The 18,186-nt window shown below is 34.3% G+C and carries 9 protein-coding genes and 1 tRNA gene; 3 read left to right on the forward strand and 7 right to left on the reverse strand.

Features of this window, described 5'->3' with window-relative positions:
* The first annotated feature begins 370 nt into the window (after nt 1–370).
* Nucleotides 371–4,357, forward strand: coding sequence for a hybrid sensor histidine kinase/response regulator transcription factor (locus tag DF185_RS03600; protein ID WP_165835931.1), 3,987 nt, complete (start codon nt 371–373; stop codon nt 4,355–4,357).
* Nucleotides 4,358–4,438: 81 nt separating this feature from the next.
* On the opposite strand, the gene DF185_RS03605 is transcribed toward DF185_RS03600, so the two are convergent.
* Entirely contained in the window at nt 4,439–6,769 is a 2,331-nt protein-coding gene (locus DF185_RS03605) for a glycoside hydrolase family 3 N-terminal domain-containing protein (protein ID WP_110359336.1), read from the reverse strand.
* Nucleotides 6,770–7,084: 315 nt separating this feature from the next.
* On the opposite strand from DF185_RS03605, the gene DF185_RS23920 reads away from it, so the two are divergent.
* Nucleotides 7,085–8,701, forward strand: a complete 1,617-nt coding sequence (locus DF185_RS23920; RefSeq protein ID WP_110359337.1) for an RluA family pseudouridine synthase — start codon at nt 7,085–7,087, stop codon at nt 8,699–8,701.
* 189 nt (nt 8,702–8,890) lie between these two features.
* A tRNA-Ser gene (locus DF185_RS03615) sits at nt 8,891–8,978 on the forward strand.
* A 456-nt stretch (nt 8,979–9,434) separates the two neighbouring features.
* Here the strand turns inward: DF185_RS03615 and DF185_RS03625 are convergent.
* The 6 genes from DF185_RS03625 to DF185_RS03655 form a co-directional block, all read right to left on the reverse strand.
* Nucleotides 9,435–10,499, reverse strand: a complete 1,065-nt coding sequence (locus DF185_RS03625) for a toll/interleukin-1 receptor domain-containing protein (protein ID WP_110359339.1) — start codon at nt 10,497–10,499, stop codon at nt 9,435–9,437.
* Between the two features lie 261 nt (nt 10,500–10,760).
* Nucleotides 10,761–13,328 carry a DUF3857 domain-containing protein gene (locus DF185_RS03630; protein WP_110359340.1) on the reverse strand — a complete coding sequence of 856 codons (2,568 nt, stop codon included), beginning with the start codon at nt 13,326–13,328 and terminating at the stop codon, nt 10,761–10,763.
* Between the two features lie 441 nt (nt 13,329–13,769).
* The gene (locus DF185_RS03635) at nt 13,770–14,438 is read right to left on the reverse strand and encodes a LemA family protein (protein WP_110359341.1); all 669 of its coding nucleotides are present in this window, start codon (nt 14,436–14,438) and stop codon (nt 13,770–13,772) included.
* Nucleotides 14,439–14,462: 24 nt separating this feature from the next.
* Entirely contained in the window at nt 14,463–16,229 is a 1,767-nt protein-coding gene (locus DF185_RS03640; protein ID WP_110359342.1) for an MAG1210 family protein, read from the reverse strand.
* 687 nt (nt 16,230–16,916) lie between these two features.
* Nucleotides 16,917–17,312 (reverse strand): hypothetical protein, encoded by a 396-nt coding sequence (locus DF185_RS03650; protein ID WP_110359344.1) that lies wholly within the window; start codon nt 17,310–17,312, stop codon nt 16,917–16,919.
* Between the two features lie 155 nt (nt 17,313–17,467).
* Complete coding sequence (locus DF185_RS03655; RefSeq protein WP_110359345.1) at nt 17,468–18,169, reverse strand: hypothetical protein; 702 nt, start codon at nt 18,167–18,169, stop codon at nt 17,468–17,470.
* Nucleotides 18,170–18,186: the final 17 nt, after the last annotated feature.

An 18,186-nucleotide genomic window follows, 5' to 3' on the forward strand; every position in this document is an offset into this window, starting at 1 on the left:
CCTGTTTTTCTGAGCCTAAAGAAGACAATCACTCAACATTCACACATTCTTCTCAAACTTAAATTGTAAACCCCACGTCCTACATTTGCCATAAAATGATAAAGGACTCTGTAATGCAATAAACACCATGGTTTCCAGATTAAAGAATAATAATAAAATCCTTTCTTAACAGCGTTAACATTTCTTTCTGCAACAAAGAAACGAAAATACTTTCTGTTGTCACATATCAGGGTTTAACTATCGTTCTTCAATGGTGTGTTTTCCGTTCTTTTCGCGCTGTTTCTCTGCGAGTTTAAGCTTCAATCCGTATATTTGTTACAAGTTTGATCACCAGTCAATTTTATTGATTGCGATGAATATTTTAGCCAATATGATGCAGAAATTTTACTTACTACTTACATCACTTTTAATCTCAGTTTGCTTTTCGGTTAAAGGATTAGACCTGAGGCACCTTACCATACACAAAGGACTGAGCAATAACATTGTATATTCTATTGCCGAAGATTCTAAAGGACTTCTTTGGTTCGGCACACGAAATGGGGTTAACCGATACGATGGATACGAGTTCAAACATTACAAACTGATGTCTGAAGATGAGTTAAACTCGGAGACAAATGTTGCCAAAACCTTATTAGTGGATCAAAGTGACAAACTTTGGGTAGGAACACTAAATGGACTTTTTTCCTATGATGCCGAAAAGGATACTTATTTCAGGGTAGAAGGCACAAACGCAAAAGAATTGGCTTCTTTGCGCATTAATGTATTGACTGAAGATAGTGAGGGTAATCTCTTAATAGGTGCTGATAACTCAGCCTACATTTTTAAATCAAAAGAAGATTCGTTGATTAAAATTAAAGAGATCAACACTCCTGTTTTGTCCATTTTACCATTCGATCAACAGCATTTTATTATTGGAACAAGCAATGGAATATTTAAAATAGATGCTAAAAATTATAGAATAAGCCCGCTAAATGAACTAAAAACCAACAAATATCAATTATCAAATTCGTATTGCAATTACCTGTTCCGCGATGCGATAAACCGAATATGGATCTGTACAATTGACAATGGAGTTTTTATTTGGGACTTAGCCAAAAAAGAAATTACAAAATGTAATAGTCTTAGTAATGAAATTGCAGATGGAATATGGATTAAAAAAATTATTCCTATTAATTCAGGATACTATCTTGTAGGTGTTGATGGTCTTGGAGCCTATATAATCAACGAATCTTTTGAAATTGTAAGAAAATTTAATCACAATGAAGATAAGCCTAATTCTTTAAGTAGTAATGGTGTATATGATTTACTTCGTGACGACGAAAATCGTTTTTGGATTGCCACTTATGGAGGAGGCGTTAACATTTACGACCCTAACTTCCTACCTTTTAAACCAATACAACACATTGTAAACAAGAAAAATTCACTAGCCAATAATACAGGAAGGGCAGTTCTTGAAGATTCATTTGGGAACATGTGGTTTGGAACCAAAAAAGGCATCAGCAAATTAAATCCTTCTACCAATCAATGGCAACACTTTTACAACAAGACAAATCAGAAGAAACAAATAGGCAGCAATACAATCCTTAGCCTTGAACAGGTAAGCAGTAATGAAATATGGATTGGCAGTTATGGTGGCGGAATAGATCAATTAAATTTATCGACAGGAAAGATTCAGCCTGCATTTCCTAAACATGTGCTGGAAGAAAATGAAGGAAGCATTTACGTATATGAAATTTTAAAAGACAGAGATGGGAATATATGGATTGGCTCAATCAGGGGCAAGTTGTTAAAATACAATCCAACTACGAAAAAGATAGTTTCTTATCCAATTTATAGCGTTCAGAATATATATGAAGGAAGTTCCAACTTCCTATACATTGGTTGTCGTGAGGGTTTCTATCTTTTTAACAGAACCAATGGGGAGTTCAAACTTTTTGTGCCAGACAAAAATAATCCTGATGCAATTAGCAGTAGTGCCTGTTTTTGTTTTTATGAAGATAAAAATGGTAAGGTATATATCGGAACAGAAGGAGGTGGATTAAATATTTTCAACCCTAAAACAGAACAATTCAGCCACTTTACACAGAAAGACGGTTTGCCTTCTAACACCATATATGGCATTCTTCCCGATAAAAAGGAGCAAGTTTGGTTGAGTACGACAAATGGCTTATCTCTTTTTAATCCTCCTGGCAGGAAGTTTGTAAATTACGATATTTCGGATGGTTTGTCCATTAAAGAATTCAGTATTGGAGCCTCTTGCATCACCTCAAAGGGTAAAATGATATTTGGTGGCGAAAGTGGATTTGTATCCTTCGATCCTCTTCAGATTCAGAAAATACTAATAGCGCCCAAGATATTTTTTACCGATTTTAAAATATCCAATAAATCTTATCCAATAGGTGATCCTAATACACCGCTTTCAAAACATATCGACTTAATCCGGGAAATCGTACTGGATTACCACCAAAACTCCTTTTCTTTTGATTTTGTAGGAATTAACTACACAAATCCTGTGAAGAATCGTTACTCATGGAAATTAGAGGGATTCGAAGATGAATGGACTCCTTCATCTTCTGCTTCCATAGCCAACTATACCAACATTCATCCCGGAACCTATACTTTTAAAGTAAGGGCCAGTAACCTGCAAGATGATTGGAATGGAAAACAAAGACAAATTACCATTAAGGTACAACCTCCTTTCTGGCAAACCTACTGGGCTTATGCTATTTACCTTATTCTTTTCTTAGGGATTGCTAGTTTTATTTTCAAATTTATCCGAATCCGAATTCAAGAAAAGAACTCCAATGAGAAAATTCAGTTTTTCATTAATGTAGCTCATGACTTAAAAACACCTCTAACTTTAATAAAATCGCCCTTAACCAGCCTTTCGTCAAGAGAAAATTTACCTAAGCAAGATTCAGAATTGCTTAATATGGCTCTTAAAAATGTAGATAAACTCACAACCTATTTTACCCAGTTGCTGGATTTTCAAAAGGCCGAAATGAAAAAGATGCAACTGCAGGTTGGCAGACACAATTTGGTAGAGCATCTGACCGAAGTGTCCAGTTCATTCCAACCCCTGCTCGAAAAGAAAAGGTTACATTTTCAATTGCTATCAAGCCAAGAAGTAATTGAATTATGGTATGACCACTTAAAATTTGATAAGATTTTTTACAACCTGATTTCCAATGCAATTAAATATACTCCTGAGGAAGGAAAAATAAGCATTTGTATTGAGTTAATGCGTAATCAATGTTTAATAAAAGTTGAGGATAGTGGAATAGGAATTCCTGAAAATCAACAGGAAAACATCTTTAAAAGATATTACCGTGCTACAAATGCCATTAACTCGGAGGAAACCGGCAGTGGCGTAGGCCTGCTACTTGTGAAACAACTGGTAAATGCTCATTCAGGCACCATTAATTTTACCAGTAAACCTAAAGCCGGCACCAGCTTCTTTATCAAGTTCAAAATGGGTAATAAGCACTTCAATGTCAACGATTTTATCGATCAACAGACCGATGAAAAATACATTCCCGTATTTAGAACTTCCATTAAGCCTGAAGTAAAAGAGAACAAAGCAGATAAATTACCAAAACCAGATACGAATCTTCCAAAACTCTTAATTGTAGAAGATAGTAAAGAACTGAATAACTTCCTTGGAAAAGAACTAAGCTCTTCGTATCAAATTATGCAGGCTTCCAATGGTAAAGAAGCTCTTGAACTGATCAAAGAAGATGAACCTGATATTATTGTATCGGATATTATGATGCCCGAAATGGATGGCAGAGTATTCTGTAATCATTTAAAAAAGAATATCGAAACCTGTCATATTCCAATTATACTAGTAACAGCCCTAACCTCTTCCGATTACAAAATTGAAGGCTATGAATTAGGTGCAGATGGTTACATTGAGAAACCTTTTGATTTGAGAATTTTAAAATCGAAAATTTCCAATCTCTTGAATTCTCATAAGGTTCTGAAAGATAAATTCTTGAAACAGGAAGATACTTCCGAGCAAATCAATTACAAAAATGAACTCGACCAGGAATTTATTCAGAAATGTATGGATATTGTAAACGAAAACCTAGATAATACCGATTTCTCAGTTGAAGAGTTCAGTAAAAAACTCTTTATGAGCAGACCTGTATTGTACAGAAAGCTGAAAGCATTGACGGATCAGTCTCCTCAGGATTTTGTGAAAATTATCAGATTAAAAAAATCAGCTGAACTCATAAAAACAGGGAAATATAGTATTAGTGAAATAGCTTACAGTACAGGCTTTTCTGACCCTAAGTATTTCAGTACTTCATTCAAAAAGTTTTATGGTGTTAGTCCAAGTAAATATGGCTCCTAAAACAAATGATATGAGCTGATGCAAGCAGCAAAAAAAAGAGCAATAAATGATATTTATTGCTCTTTTTTATTCTTGTAATTCCTATTTAATCACTTCAAACGTCAACTTGTGAAGATCCTCATCAAGTGATGATCCACCAATCATTACTATGAATTTGCCTGCTTCCACCTTCTTATTCATGTTAATATCATAGAATTCAAGCATCTTAGGCGATATATCGAATTCCAGAACTGAACTTTCATTGGGTGCAAGATCTATCTTTTTGAAAGCTTTCAATTCTTTTACAGGTCGTGTTACCGAGCTATACTCATCACGAATGTAAAGCTGTACGATTTCATCACCTCTTCGATTCCCAACATTGGTAAGCTGTACTGAAAGCTGAACACTTTCATTCTTTTTAACTCTTTCTTTGCTCAGTTTTATATTGCTGTATTCAAAATTGGTATAACTTAAACCATATCCGAATGGAAATAAGGCACTACTTTCATCGGCTTTGTATTTGTGAAAATACTGAGATGGTTTGTGGTTATAGACGGTTTGAATTTGCCCTGCATTTCGTGGAATGGAAATAGGAAGTTTTGCACTTGGATTAAACTTCCCAAACAAAATTTCGGCCAATGCCTGACCTCCAAAACTTCCGGGCTCCCATGCTTCCAATAGAGCAGAAACATTATTGGCAATCCATTCTACTCCCAAAGGTCTTCCGTTTACCAATACCACAACAACGGGCTTTCCACTTTTGCACAGAGCCTCTACCAATTCTTGTTGTTTTCCTGGCAATTGAATGTTTGAACGATCTGTATTTTCTCCGCATGTTTTATCATCCCATTTGTAACGCATGGAATTTTCACCAACAACTACAATGGTTAAATCATGATTTTTGGCGAGTGATGCGGCCTTTGCAATTTTTGAATCTTCAATTGACAATAAAGTCTCACCACAATTGTAAAAACTTAATTTACAGTTTGCCGGCGCTTCCTGTTTCAAACCTTCAAATATTGTAAGCACATTTTCATCAGGTTGTTTTGCCGACCAATCTCCCATAATCGTTTGATTATTTGCATTAGGTCCTGTGACCAGAATTCTTCGATATTTTGTCGTATTTATAGGCAGTATATTTTCATTCTTTAATAAGACAATTGATTTTCGTGCCATATCCAGAGCAGTTTGCTGGTGTTCTTTGGCAAATATCTGCTTCTTGGCCATTTCCAAATCGGTAAAAGGGTTTTCGAACAATCCCAGACGAAACTTTGCCTCAAGAATTTTACGCACCGATTGGTTAATTCTTTCTTCGCTTAGTCGGCCTTCTTCAACCAATTCTTTTACAGGCTCGTGAAATCTTGGCCCATGCATGTGCATATCCATTCCAGCATCCACCGATAAATAACAGGCTTCCTTTTCAGTTTCGGCTACAAAATGCAGATCCACCAATCGCTCAATATCCATCCAATCGCTGACAAAGAAACCATCGAAGCCCATTTCATTGCGCATCAATTCGGTCATGATATAATGATTGGAATGGCATGGCACCCCATTTAATTCGTTATGCGCTGCCATCATAGAGAATACATTGGCATCAATAGCCGCCTGATAAGGAGGAAGAAAAACTTCTCGCAATGTTCGTTCCGAAACATCCATAGGAGCAGCATTAAGTCCATTTACCGGTTCGCTACCGGCAATTAAATGTTTGGCACAGGCAATTACCTTATCTTCTCCGGTGAAATTATCTCCTTGCATACCTTGAATCATGGCAACTCCCATCTCTGAAACCAAATGTGGATCTTCCCCAAATGTTTCTCCAACTCTACCCCAACGAGCATCACGAGCAATGTCAATGTTTGGAGTAAATGCCCATTGTGCACCCATGGCACGCATTTCAAGAGCAGTTTCACGAGCACTACGCTCAACAAGAGCCGGCTCCCAGGTACTTGCCATTCCTATTGGCGTTGGATATACAGTTGCTCCTACATTTAAGGCATTTCCATGAATCGCATCAATTCCTATTAATACCGGGATTTTTAATCGGCTTTCTCTGGCCAGTTTTTGTAAATGATTGGCTTCTTCCGGTGTTTTCACATGTAAAAACGAACCTACCATTCCTTTGCGTGTCATATCTTCCAGATCTTCTACTGACAAACCCGGGTAATATCCCATAGCATCATTGTCGTGTAGGTCTTTCTCACTCATCACCATCTCTGCCTCCCTGATATGCTCAGGTCCAACATACTGACACATTTGGGCAATTTTCTCCTCCAAAGTCATTTGAGATAGCAAATTTTCTACCCTAACATCAACTGATAAATTTGGATTAAGATAGTTCTCTTCTCCATCATTTTTATCCTTACACGATGAATAAAAGCCTATACAACCAACCAAATATATTGCCAGTAATTTCCTTTTCTTTCTTTTCATTGTACTACTGTTTAAATCAAAATCTAAACATAGGTATTGGCACAAAATTCATGGTTTAATCTAAATTCATTTAGGTTTAAACTAGGTTCTTAATTTGATTTTGATAGCCATATCAATTCTTAGAGATTTTCACTTACCATTTCATCAACTAACTCTGTCTTTTCTGTAATTTGACTCATTATTAGAGTTCAAATTCATCTTCTAGCAGAATTAAAATAACTGAATTAAAAAACTTTAATGATTTTTATTGCATCTGGCTACAAAAACCACTTCTTTTGCAAATACTGAATCCAATTCTCTTATTTGTAATTACGAATGCATTGTTTCATCACATTCAATAAAACACAGGAAGCAAGGGAACTTCCCAAGAGTTTTACCAATCCATTTAACTATACACCTCACCCTTTATGCATACAAGCTGCTAAAGAACTACAAGATAAAATTGGGATGCCAAATCTCAATTTCAAAGGAAAAATGTATGGTGTGTTGATTGTAAAAAACCACTTGGGTGAACTTGGCTACATTGCTGCCTATTCAGGTAACTATCATTCACATGAAACTAAGGTTCCATTTGTTCCGCAGGTATTCGAAATAACCAATCCCAATGGATTCTTTCGAAAAGGTGAAGCTGAACTGAATCAAATCAACCAAGCCATTTACAAAGCAGAAAATTCACCGACTCTAAAACAAATTCAGAAAGAATTGGATGATGAAGTTCAAAATACAAATGAAACTTTAAAAGCCGCTAAACTTGAAATGGCGAATGCCAAAAAAGTAAGACAAGGCAAGCGAGCAGAATCAGAGAATCATCCTAACAAAGAGAGCATTTTAAAAGATCTTGTAAAAGAAAGCCAAACAGAGAAAAGCAAGTTCAACAAACTAAAAAAAGAATGTAAAAGAAGAGTTGAAGGCTTGCAATTAAAAGTAGATGAGCATTACGTACAAATTAAAGCCTTAAAGCAGGCACGTAAAACCCAATCAGCTCAGCTGCAAAAGCAAATATTCGACAGCTACCTATTTTTAAATATTGAAGGAAAAGAAAAAAGTGCAAGCGATATTTTTAAGGAGACCGAAGCTAAGGTTCCTCCTGCCGGTACTGGCGACTGCTGTGCTCCTAAACTGTTGCAATATGCATTTCAGAATCAACTTCAACCAATTGCCATGGCAGAATTTTGGTGGGGAAATTCTCCTAAAAAAGAAATTCGCAAACATGCTTACTTTTACCCAGCGTGTAAAAGCAAGTGTGAACCCATACTGGGGCACATGCTAGAAGGATTGGTCATAGAAAAATCAAAAGAAGAAGCTAAGAATCTTGCCATCAAAATTCTTCATGAAGATAATACCATTGCCATTATCAATAAACCTTCCGGACTATTGTCGGTACCAGGGAAAGAGGAACAAGAATCTGTATATACCCAAGTAAAAACTCTATATCCAGATGCTGATGGTCCACTAATTGTTCATCGTCTTGATATGGCAACTTCGGGCTTAATGCTTATTGCCAAAACAAAATCTGCACACGAAAACCTACAGAAACAGTTTCTCAACAAAAACATTCAGAAAAGATATGTAGCACTTTTGGATGGTATCATTAAGGAAGATTCTGGCTCCATTGATTTGCCCTTGCGTGTTGATTTGGATGATCGTCCTCGTCAACTGGTTTGTTTCGAACATGGCAAGTCAGCTTTTACCAAGTGGAACATTGTTGAACGTACTTCAACACAAAGCAGAATACACTTCTACCCTATCACAGGGCGTACACACCAATTGCGTGTACATGCAGCTCATCCTCTTGGACTTAATACCCCAATCGTTGGTGATCTTCTTTATGGCTTGAAGGCTGATCGCCTAAAGTTGCATGCCGAAGAAATTACATTTGTGCATCCTGTAAGAAAGAAAAGAATAAATTTTACTTGTTTGGCTGAATTTTAGCCCTGACTAAACGATATCGATAAATTATTTTAGGAGTATATTTTACCAATAACTTCGAATGTCATTTCGTAAACCCCTTCTATTTTCAGCATAAATAAATATGCAAATTGTTAAATTTTATATTCCCTAACTTTTTTAAATCTGCAATTTTATTTTACTTTTGTGGACACACTCAATTATTGCAACATTGGAGAGGTGCAGGAGTGGTTGAACTGGCTCGCCTGGAAAGCGAGTATACGCCAAAAGCGTATCGGGGGTTCGAATCCCTTCCTCTCCGCAACTAAAAGCATCAAGGTTTCTTACTTTAATGCTTTTTCTATTCATACACCCAAGGGATGAGAAGCAAATGCGTTTTTACTCATATCAAACAAAACTCGCGCTATTAAGTCACAAACTATAAATACGCATGCAAAGGAAATAATACAACAACAATTACAAAAAGAATGAATGCCAAACCCAGTTCTTTTGCGATGCTTATTCCTTTGGCTTTTTTTAAATGATTTAGAAATGCCTTTCTATTGAGCCAGAAATGACCAATTGCCAATATAAAAAACAGTACGCCTGAGGCATTATGTATCGACATCCAAAATCTTTAAACCGCAAAGCACCATAAGCAAGAGTATCATGCCCACTGAATAGTAATTACTAAATTTAAATTAAACAGCTACCCCTAAAAATTCACTAATCCTTCTTTTAATTTACGCTTAGTTAGCTACTGTTTTTCTTTGCAAGGTCAATTTAAATAAGCTACCTCAATATATTCTACTGCAACCTCCTGTTTATCATTCAACATAAAACCGATTAGATTACCAAAGAATCTATAGTTCTTACCCAAAAAGCTTTTAAATGGACTTAGACAATACACTTCAATATTATTTATTAAGAAAATAATATTATTTCCAACTTTCCTAATGGTTAAGATGTTTGATGCACCATCACCTTTATTAATTGCACCACTTAAAGTCCAACCCGGTGTTTCTTTTATTTTTCCTCTTCGTATTTTACAGATTTTAAAATGCCCATTTCCCGTAATAATAAAACAATATTGATTATCATTATCTATCCTACCATACTCTAATCCATAACCATGCTCTTGAGTACCTGAAATTTTAGTAATTCTTGTTTGTATCTCAAAATCTTTTTCTGTGTCAATACCTATTGCTGTGTAAGCATTATAGCTTTGATCATCTTTTTTGAGTTGGATCCAATACTTACCATCTTCAATCTTAAGCGAATGAGTTTCATCATTACTGCTAGTTATAAAATTGCTTGTCCCAATGAAATTATCACTAAAGACTACCTCTTTCTTTGGATAGACTATTTCTTTTTGCTTTGCTCTATTACTATAACTTTCTTTATCAGCATCCTTATTCTCATTAATAATATGATTCAATTTTCTACCTGTTAATTTTAAAACTGAATAGCATAAATTTTCTATAGCCACCTCTATTTCTTTATTCATTGCATCTAACCAATGAGCAGAAGATATATATAAATTCCATTCGTCATCTAGTTCTAAATTTTCAAGTAAAAATGGTATAATGATTTTACCATACCCAACTGCTCTTTCAATTTCTTTTCTTACCCATTGCGAACTAAAAGAATGACTATTAAAGATTAGTACAACACATTTAGTGTTTTTTATAGCATTGTTTATTTCTGCAGCGTAGGATTTACCTGGTGTAATATCTCTTGGAGCCACCCATGCCCTAATTTTATTTTGTTCTAATTTATTACATATTGCATTGGCAATTTTTTCATCCTTGCTAGAGTATGATATCAGTACATCGTGTTTCATAAATCATTATTATTGTTTTTCTCGAATCATCTGGCCTTCAATATGAGAATTATTTTTCTATGATAATATTTACAACATACAGTTTCAACTACTATACCTATTGAGAACTAAAAGCTATCCCTACTGAATCAGACAGATACATATTTTTTCATCATACCAATTAGCTTACAAACACATCATATATCAAAATTAATATGTAACCATACTAAAATTGCAAAGCATTAAAAAATACTATTCCCAGAAATAGCAACAGCTTTTCTTTTATATCATTTCTTTAGAAACTTGTAATTCTTCTGTTTTTTCTGACTGTGCTTTATTTTTGCCAAGTCGTTTTACAAATGTCTCTTTTACCCTCTTTGATTTCATCATGTAAGGAATCCAAATCGCTGCACCTACTATACCTCGAGACAATTCCTTTGTATCTATGGCGTCGGAACCAATAATTTCCGCACCTAATATGTTATCAGCAAATAATCCCACAAGTACAATCACTCTAAAATAGATGTACAGTTTTGGAAAAGTGCTTCTTTTCTGATGCATCAATACAATCAGGAATATAGCAAAGAAAATAGTGGCCAGATTATAAAGCAACTCGAAAAAATAAAATCCTCCAGCCAAAAAAGGCTGGTTGCCATACTGTGTAATAAAGCTATCCCATATTGCCTGACTGAAGTAGCCTGAATCATATATCAAATAAATTATTGATATTGGTGTTACATAAAGACCTAAAGCTACAAAGGCCAACCAACCTCCAATGGTATCCTGAACCGACCCAAATTGAAACTCTGGCTTAATATCCCAATTGTACAATTTTCGAATCCAAAAGAAAAGACCAATAATCAATAATACTGCCATAAAGACTGCAGGACCAAAGATTTTGAATTTAGGATCCACCTCCATTCCCCACTGTACAGGATATTCACACTTCTCAGAAACTTGGTTATAATCCTTATAGTAAGTTTTTAATTTCTCGACAGGTACATGATCTTGTAAACTTTTGTATTTGTAGGTAAGGGTTACAAAATTAGATAGTCTATTATTTGATACATCGTAATGGAATTTAAACATATCATTCACCACACTGTCTTTCTCTTCTTCAAAAGCAACCTGCTTGTGTTTGGGAAAGTGAAGGTTTATTTTCAGTTCTACATCAATTGGATGAGTAATTTGCAACGGAGCATTTCTCACCTTATCGTTGGTAGAGTTCATAAACTCATACATATTGTAAGGGAAATAACTGGAATACAGTTCTAAACTGTCTGTACCTCGATGTTCCCACAAACTTTCAATTTCATATTTTTCAATGATGGTGAAGGTATTCTCTTTCTGATTGTCACGAAAAATAAGGGCCGAGTCGTGTTTCCAGTTCATATTCTCGTAGAAGCGAGTACAATAATCCAAATAGGCATCCTTATTTTCTGCCAGAGAATTACTCAAATTCCAACCTCTTCTTATGTTGGCAATTTGTCCACTGAACTTGCTGACTACATCATATCGAATTTTTGAAATGCTATCGGTAAACCAGAAGTTTTCATTAATCACTACTTTGTTGATCTGATTTTCAGGAATTTTCTCCCAATCGGTTTTATCATTATCAATCACCAATGCTTTTCCATACCGTGGATTCTGCAATTGATCCATCCCTCCCTTCTGATTGTTAAAGGTGGGATCAACCCAATAGTTTTTTCCTTTCCAATTGATTTTTACAATCACATGGTTAAAGGCAAAAGGAGAAGGAACATAACGATCTACATATCTTTTGGCATTGGTATTTACAATGGCTGGCCAGGCCATCACTCCTACTTCCTTAAGCATATAGCTTAACAAGTACGATTTGTCTTTGCAGTCGCCAAATCGTTGTTCGAAAACTTTTTCAGGGTGATGTGGTTTATGCGAATTTACGCCATTACTCATGGCCAGATACCTAATTTCATCCTGTACAAAACGGATGATTTGAATTACTCCTTCCTCATTGGCTCTGATTTTTTTCTTTGAGATGAAATCTTTGATTTTTGGACAAACCACATTCATGGGATAGAGATCTTGCATAAAAGAACGCACCTCTTTCCAATCCTGGAATGAACTAATCTCTGAAGCCGGATAGGCATCGTACCATGAGGGACTGTCTTCATCGGTAAAAATGGGAGCTACATTTTTTAAGTTCCAGGATATCGACTGCATCCCATTTTTAGTACTTTGGATAGGTGCTACTCCTCCAAAAAGATTTTTTACCTGGTATTTTTTATGCTCGGGCAGCAACATTTGATAATACATGTGCTGAATTCTGGAACTAAATGCCTGACTATGGTAATTGTAGAAATGATTCTTAAAAATTGGATTGGCTCCTTTTAGGGTGTATTCATACTCGAGAATATCACCAACTTGCACATCTTCGAGAATACATACTGCAGAATAGCTTCCATCATAAATGTAACGCTCTACATTCTTCTCGTTTCTCATGAGTTCAATTTTATCTCTATTGAGCTTATTGATGATCTTGCCATTTCGATATATCTTAATGGTGTTAATGCACAGCTCCTCGTAGGATGGATCGAAGGTAAAATACAATTGTGAATTGCTCTGTACTGCATCTTCATCATTTAAACTCATGCAGTAACGATAATTGTATTCTTTGGTGATCTCGTTGTCCTGCCAATCTAACAGGAGGTAACTTACTGAACCTTCATTTTTATGTGCATTTCCCTGCGGATCGAAATTAATTTTTGTTTTCCAAACAGGAGAAGGTTTGATTTTAAAAGTAGGTGTTGCTAATGATAGAATTGACTGACTGGTGAAAATCAATACCCAAAAGAGTTGAATCAGTTTCATTTATTACAAAATTATGAATGAGATTGCCACATTTTCTTATAAATAAACAGGCGGTCTAAATTTATCAAAAAAATTTAGTTTGATAGATCAACTCAAATTTTATGTGCTGAATTCTCATAAATATAGAATGATTCAAAGCATAAGTTTCGGTGTTCAAATGTCAATGAAACTTAATGTGAATGGTTAAATACATTCAAGATCCGTCCGTTGTCGTACAAAACGATGTGCGATAACATCAACCCCTTCTTGTAACTTTATTACAGCAATAATTCCCAACCTGTTTTTTTTCTATTAATTGGCACATTCGTTTGAATAAAATTACCAAATTTATTTTGGGAGGGCTCTATTAAGAATTGGATATTCTCAATCAGATTAAGCTACTAACCTACAATAACAACGGAAAGTTATATCGTAGGCTAGTGATTTATTTTTTAGGATTTTCTAAAAAAATGTTGCTCTTGCTTGTTCTTTCGTTTCTTTACTTGCAGTAAATGGTATTCTGGAAGTAAATCCTGCTCTTGCAGCTACTATATTTTTTGTAGGCCATTTAAAAATATCTGCATTCCATTTTAGAATTGTATCGTTGTATACTTCTCTGGCTGCAGTAATTTCTTTTTGCAGGTAACTATTTTGCTGCATTGCATCTGCCAAAGAACGGTGCGATTTTAATTCGGGATATGCTTCAAAGGCAACATTAATTTTACTCATTGCAGAATCAAGATTTGAAGCAATTTCACTTCGGTTTCCTTCGTTTAAAGTATTACCACTTCGAACACTTGCAACAGATTTCATGACATCTTTATCTAAATCAACAGCTTTTTCAACAATACCAACAGCATTTTGTAAAATCTGTACTCTTTGCTCCAGATAGTTGTCAATTTGCGAAGCGTTGTGTTGTATTTTTTGCTGTAGTGCATCAAAGTAATTTCTTGCACTCATTTTCATGAACAAAAAGATTAGTCCAGGAATTATACCCAATAACCATAAAACTAATTCAAAAATAAATGAGCCTACTCCAATTTCTGCAGGTAATTTTTTTTCAATTACATTGATATCTCTACCATTCTCATTCACCAACTCGGTGCTCATTTCATCTAATTGATTTGCCATAGTATTAATTTTTATATTTAATATTTATTTAGCTACTCTCGCTATTATATTTCCAAAGTCAGACCAGTTATCATTAGCCTGCTTTTCTGCATTAGTTTCGCCTTTGTTTAATATTTTAACTTCGATGGTGCTTTTTTTCTCAACGCTACTATATTCTGTCCAATAAACCGGAACTTTATGCCATCTGCCATCATTACCAAATTTTGATACATATTCAAGTCTTTCATTAGTCTTATAGCCCCATGCAAGAACATTAAGCGTATCAACATTTTCCTGACTCTTTGCCAGTGAAGTTTTTACAATGTTATGAGTATTTGAATCTGTTGGTTTAAGATCATTAATATTCAAACCATTGGCTACCATTTCGTGTTCGTAAAAACTGATATAACTATCATACAAATCTTTATAAATATATTCTTGTGTTTGATGCTGTGTATATAGAGGTACAGCAAATAAAGGAGCAAAAGAAAAGAATACATGCTTAAAGTACTTGTTGTGATAATCATTAAAATTCTTTTCTACTTTATCATAGTCAATTCCAATGAAATAATCTTTTTGTACTTGCAGATTTAGTTTATCTAAATGTTCAGGATAGATATAATTAATCATATTACGTTTTAGGAAAGTAAAATCATCTCCAAAACCTACTTCCTTGTCTTTAATGATTTTAATTAGCTCTTGTTGAGCAAGCGGAGTAAATAATAATCTAAACTGCGATTCGTTATTTCGGTCTTTTGCATAAAATAAAGCATCGAATTCATTATTGGCAAGGGCTGTAAATGTACCTCCGTTTTTAGTAGATTTTTCAGTCAATTTCTGCAATTCTTTACTTTTCTTTTTAACCTCTTTCTCTATTTTACGTTCCTTTAATTCATGAATATATGCTGGTTGTCTGGAAAAGGATAAGCGATCTCCAATTTCATTTCCATATACAAGGTGAGAAGTTGTAGAATAGAAAGGGCAAGGTTTTACAACATCTGCATGTAATGTTTGTGAATGATTAACAGTTCGACGATTACCGGAGCTATCTTTTTCGGTAGTTGTCCAATGTATAGTTAATGAGCCTTCATACCTTTTAGAACCCATTGTATGTTTTATATTTTCACGAATAAAGAATGGGTTGCCCTTAATCTCTCCCGACTGAACATAAAGAGTCGATTGCTCCATGTTTTGTTCGTGATCACTTGTATCTAAACCAAACTTACTTTTCATGTAATCCAGCCTTTTGCTATCAAAAATCTTGTCGAATTCTACTAATGGAATTGTTTTGGTAAACAACTCAGTATTATAGTTTTCATACAATAAATTATTTAATGGGCGCATTTGTTCTTCTGCTTCCCCATGTAATTTCTTTGATTTTTCAAGTAATTTATCTTCGATACTATGCAACTTACTTAGCTTTTCTTTTGTTTTTTTAATCAGAAAAATTGATAAAACAATAAAGGCAATGGCAATAACAATAATTCCTATATAGGAAGCAGTCTGGTAAGTTGATTGCAGTTGTACAGCGCTGTAAATTATTGCAGCTACTGCTATTACCAACAGTACAATTGCAAAGGTTTTGAGGCCTTTCTGATTTCTGATCGACTTATTATTTCCAGCAGTACGCCCATTATTTTCATCAATTTGTTTATTTGTCGCACGATTTGCCTCTATATCAATTTGTGACTTTTTCACCAAATCCTTAAATAAACTGTTGGTGTTTTCATGATGCAATTGTTTGTAAATACTTTCATAAGAACGCACAGGAGAGTATATTTCCTGCATATGTTGAGTTTCACTAGATTCCATTATATTATTTGTTTAGTTTGATATTTTTTCTGGATGATGTTTGTAATTCGCCATACGATGCCTATAAAATTGCAAGCATACAAATTTATAAGTTGGCGATAAGTCAAAGCTTTATCGCCAGTCATAGAACCGGAGTTTATTTCAAAATCACTCTTTACGAGTAAAAACCAATAGCTTTTAGATGATGATTCCTAAAATCGGAATCAGATTCGTAAATTATTTTTGGGTCAATTGTGTGAAACTTAAAAAATATGGTTTCAATTGTTTTATTCGGGTGGATTCGATAATCAAATTTTCGGGAAATTGTTTTGTGTGGTTTTAGATAATTTACATGTACTGCAAATTTTTCAATATCTTTTAGTATTGCTTCAAAAATCAAGTTCTTCAATTCTAGTTATTTAATCGTGGCTAATATTGTGATAAGTACATATTGTCCGCAAACATATACAATACATCTCATATAGGGAAATGTTATGCACAATGTATTTGGTAAAAATTGATCATTCAAAATCGGAGTTCTCTCTTACGCAATCTGAATTTGTCATTTCTCAACTCACTTTTGGGTTTAAGGAGGACTTGTGCTCTGCGAATTGCAGATTATTTGTGGAATGTGATAGAATTTAGCAACAGCAAGGAACTTCCTGCATACGCAGAGCACGAGCTACAAGCTCTCGCTATCAGGTATAGTTAATTCAGTTCATTCTTAATTTTTTCACTATTTTCACAAGCCTCTAAAAAACCATTATACCATATGCTAACAGGATATTTTTCATTTCTTGAGGATTCGAATGCCTTATTCTGTTTGTACTTTAAAATAGATTCGTCCTTAGGTAAGTATTTGCAAATTCCCATATCGTAAAAATTAAATGGAATAGCTTGGAAAAGTCTAGACAACCAATCGTCATCACGCCTCATTTGTATCGATTTCGTGCTGTCTGCTGCGTAATCAATAACAACAGCATTTCTTTTTTTGTTAGGAGAATAACGATGATCAGGGAATGTTTTATTAAGGTGCATATCATTGAATCCATATCCAATAAATAAAATAGCATCCGACTCATTGATAAGACTATCAATTTTCATATAGTATTGTCTAAAAGGAGCTCTTAATAATTGATTCGCTTTATCTAGCCCAGATATAATTGTTGAATTTAAATGATAATTTCCCTCGCTGGTAAAGTCCACATTTTTACTTAAGGATCGAGTATTAAAGTTTTTATCTAAATCTTTTTGCCAAATTATATTATGAATAAAGGTCCTTCACTGGTCATGTTGAAATGAATTGAACCATGTAGATGATAGCAAAAATTCCATTTATTATTATAGAATTCAGTTTTATCAAATTCCCCATTTTCCGGGTTAAAACCAGTTGATAAATCTGGCAAAATACTAAGCAATACATTATCATAATTTAGATTAACAAATCCTAAATCATAATCTTCTTTTAAATCAGTGAAGAATTGCTTTGCTTTATTTAACTCTTCTTTTTTATCTTTATTTAGTGTTAAGCATTTTTTTCTGATATAAATTAACAGCTTGTCTGTTAGATATGCTTGCATATCCTTAAAATCAATTCCATCAGCTTTTTTTACTTCGCTGTAACGAGTGATTATCTCTGGAAATTGATTTAGCTTTATAAATGCTTTTAAACTTTTACTGTAATCAATATTTTCTTCATTGCTAATAGAAGAAATGATTTGCATTGTAAATAATAATGTTTCAAAGTTTAATTCATATTTTATTTTAGTTTTGGCGTTATTTTCTCTATGTTTATTTATGGTTTCTTTGAGCCAAGTGTAAAGGTTTTTACTCTCTTCTTTGTTTTTTAAACGGTAACAGTCACTTGCCCATATTTCGAATAATTTGTCAATTTCATTTACGCTTGGCATACCAAATTCAATAGAAGCACCTGCTCCGAGAAATATTAATAGTTTCTTCATTCAAATTTAAGTTTTTA

Source organism: Marinifilum breve (assembly GCF_003202155.1).
Classification (GTDB): domain Bacteria; phylum Bacteroidota; class Bacteroidia; order Bacteroidales; family Marinifilaceae; genus Marinifilum; species Marinifilum breve.

Excerpts from the sequence above, each read along its gene's own strand:
- DF185_RS03600 (WP_165835931.1), top strand. The coding sequence starts at position 371 with ATGATGCAGAAATTTTACTTACTACTTACATCACTTTTAATCTCAGTT.
- DF185_RS03605 (WP_110359336.1), bottom strand. The coding sequence starts at position 6,769 with ATGAAAAGAAAGAAAAGGAAATTACTGGCAATATATTTGGTTGGTTGT.
- DF185_RS23920 (WP_110359337.1), top strand. The coding sequence starts at position 7,085 with ATGCATTGTTTCATCACATTCAATAAAACACAGGAAGCAAGGGAACTT.
- DF185_RS03625 (WP_110359339.1), bottom strand. The coding sequence starts at position 10,499 with ATGAAACACGATGTACTGATATCATACTCTAGCAAGGATGAAAAAATT.
- DF185_RS03630 (WP_110359340.1), bottom strand. The coding sequence starts at position 13,328 with ATGAAACTGATTCAACTCTTTTGGGTATTGATTTTCACCAGTCAGTCA.
- DF185_RS03635 (WP_110359341.1), bottom strand. The coding sequence starts at position 14,438 with ATGGCAAATCAATTAGATGAAATGAGCACCGAGTTGGTGAATGAGAAT.
- DF185_RS03640 (WP_110359342.1), bottom strand. The coding sequence starts at position 16,229 with ATGGAATCTAGTGAAACTCAACATATGCAGGAAATATACTCTCCTGTG.
- DF185_RS03650 (WP_110359344.1), bottom strand. The coding sequence starts at position 17,312 with ATGAAAATTGATAGTCTTATCAATGAGTCGGATGCTATTTTATTTATT.
- DF185_RS03655 (WP_110359345.1), bottom strand. The coding sequence starts at position 18,169 with ATGAAGAAACTATTAATATTTCTCGGAGCAGGTGCTTCTATTGAATTT.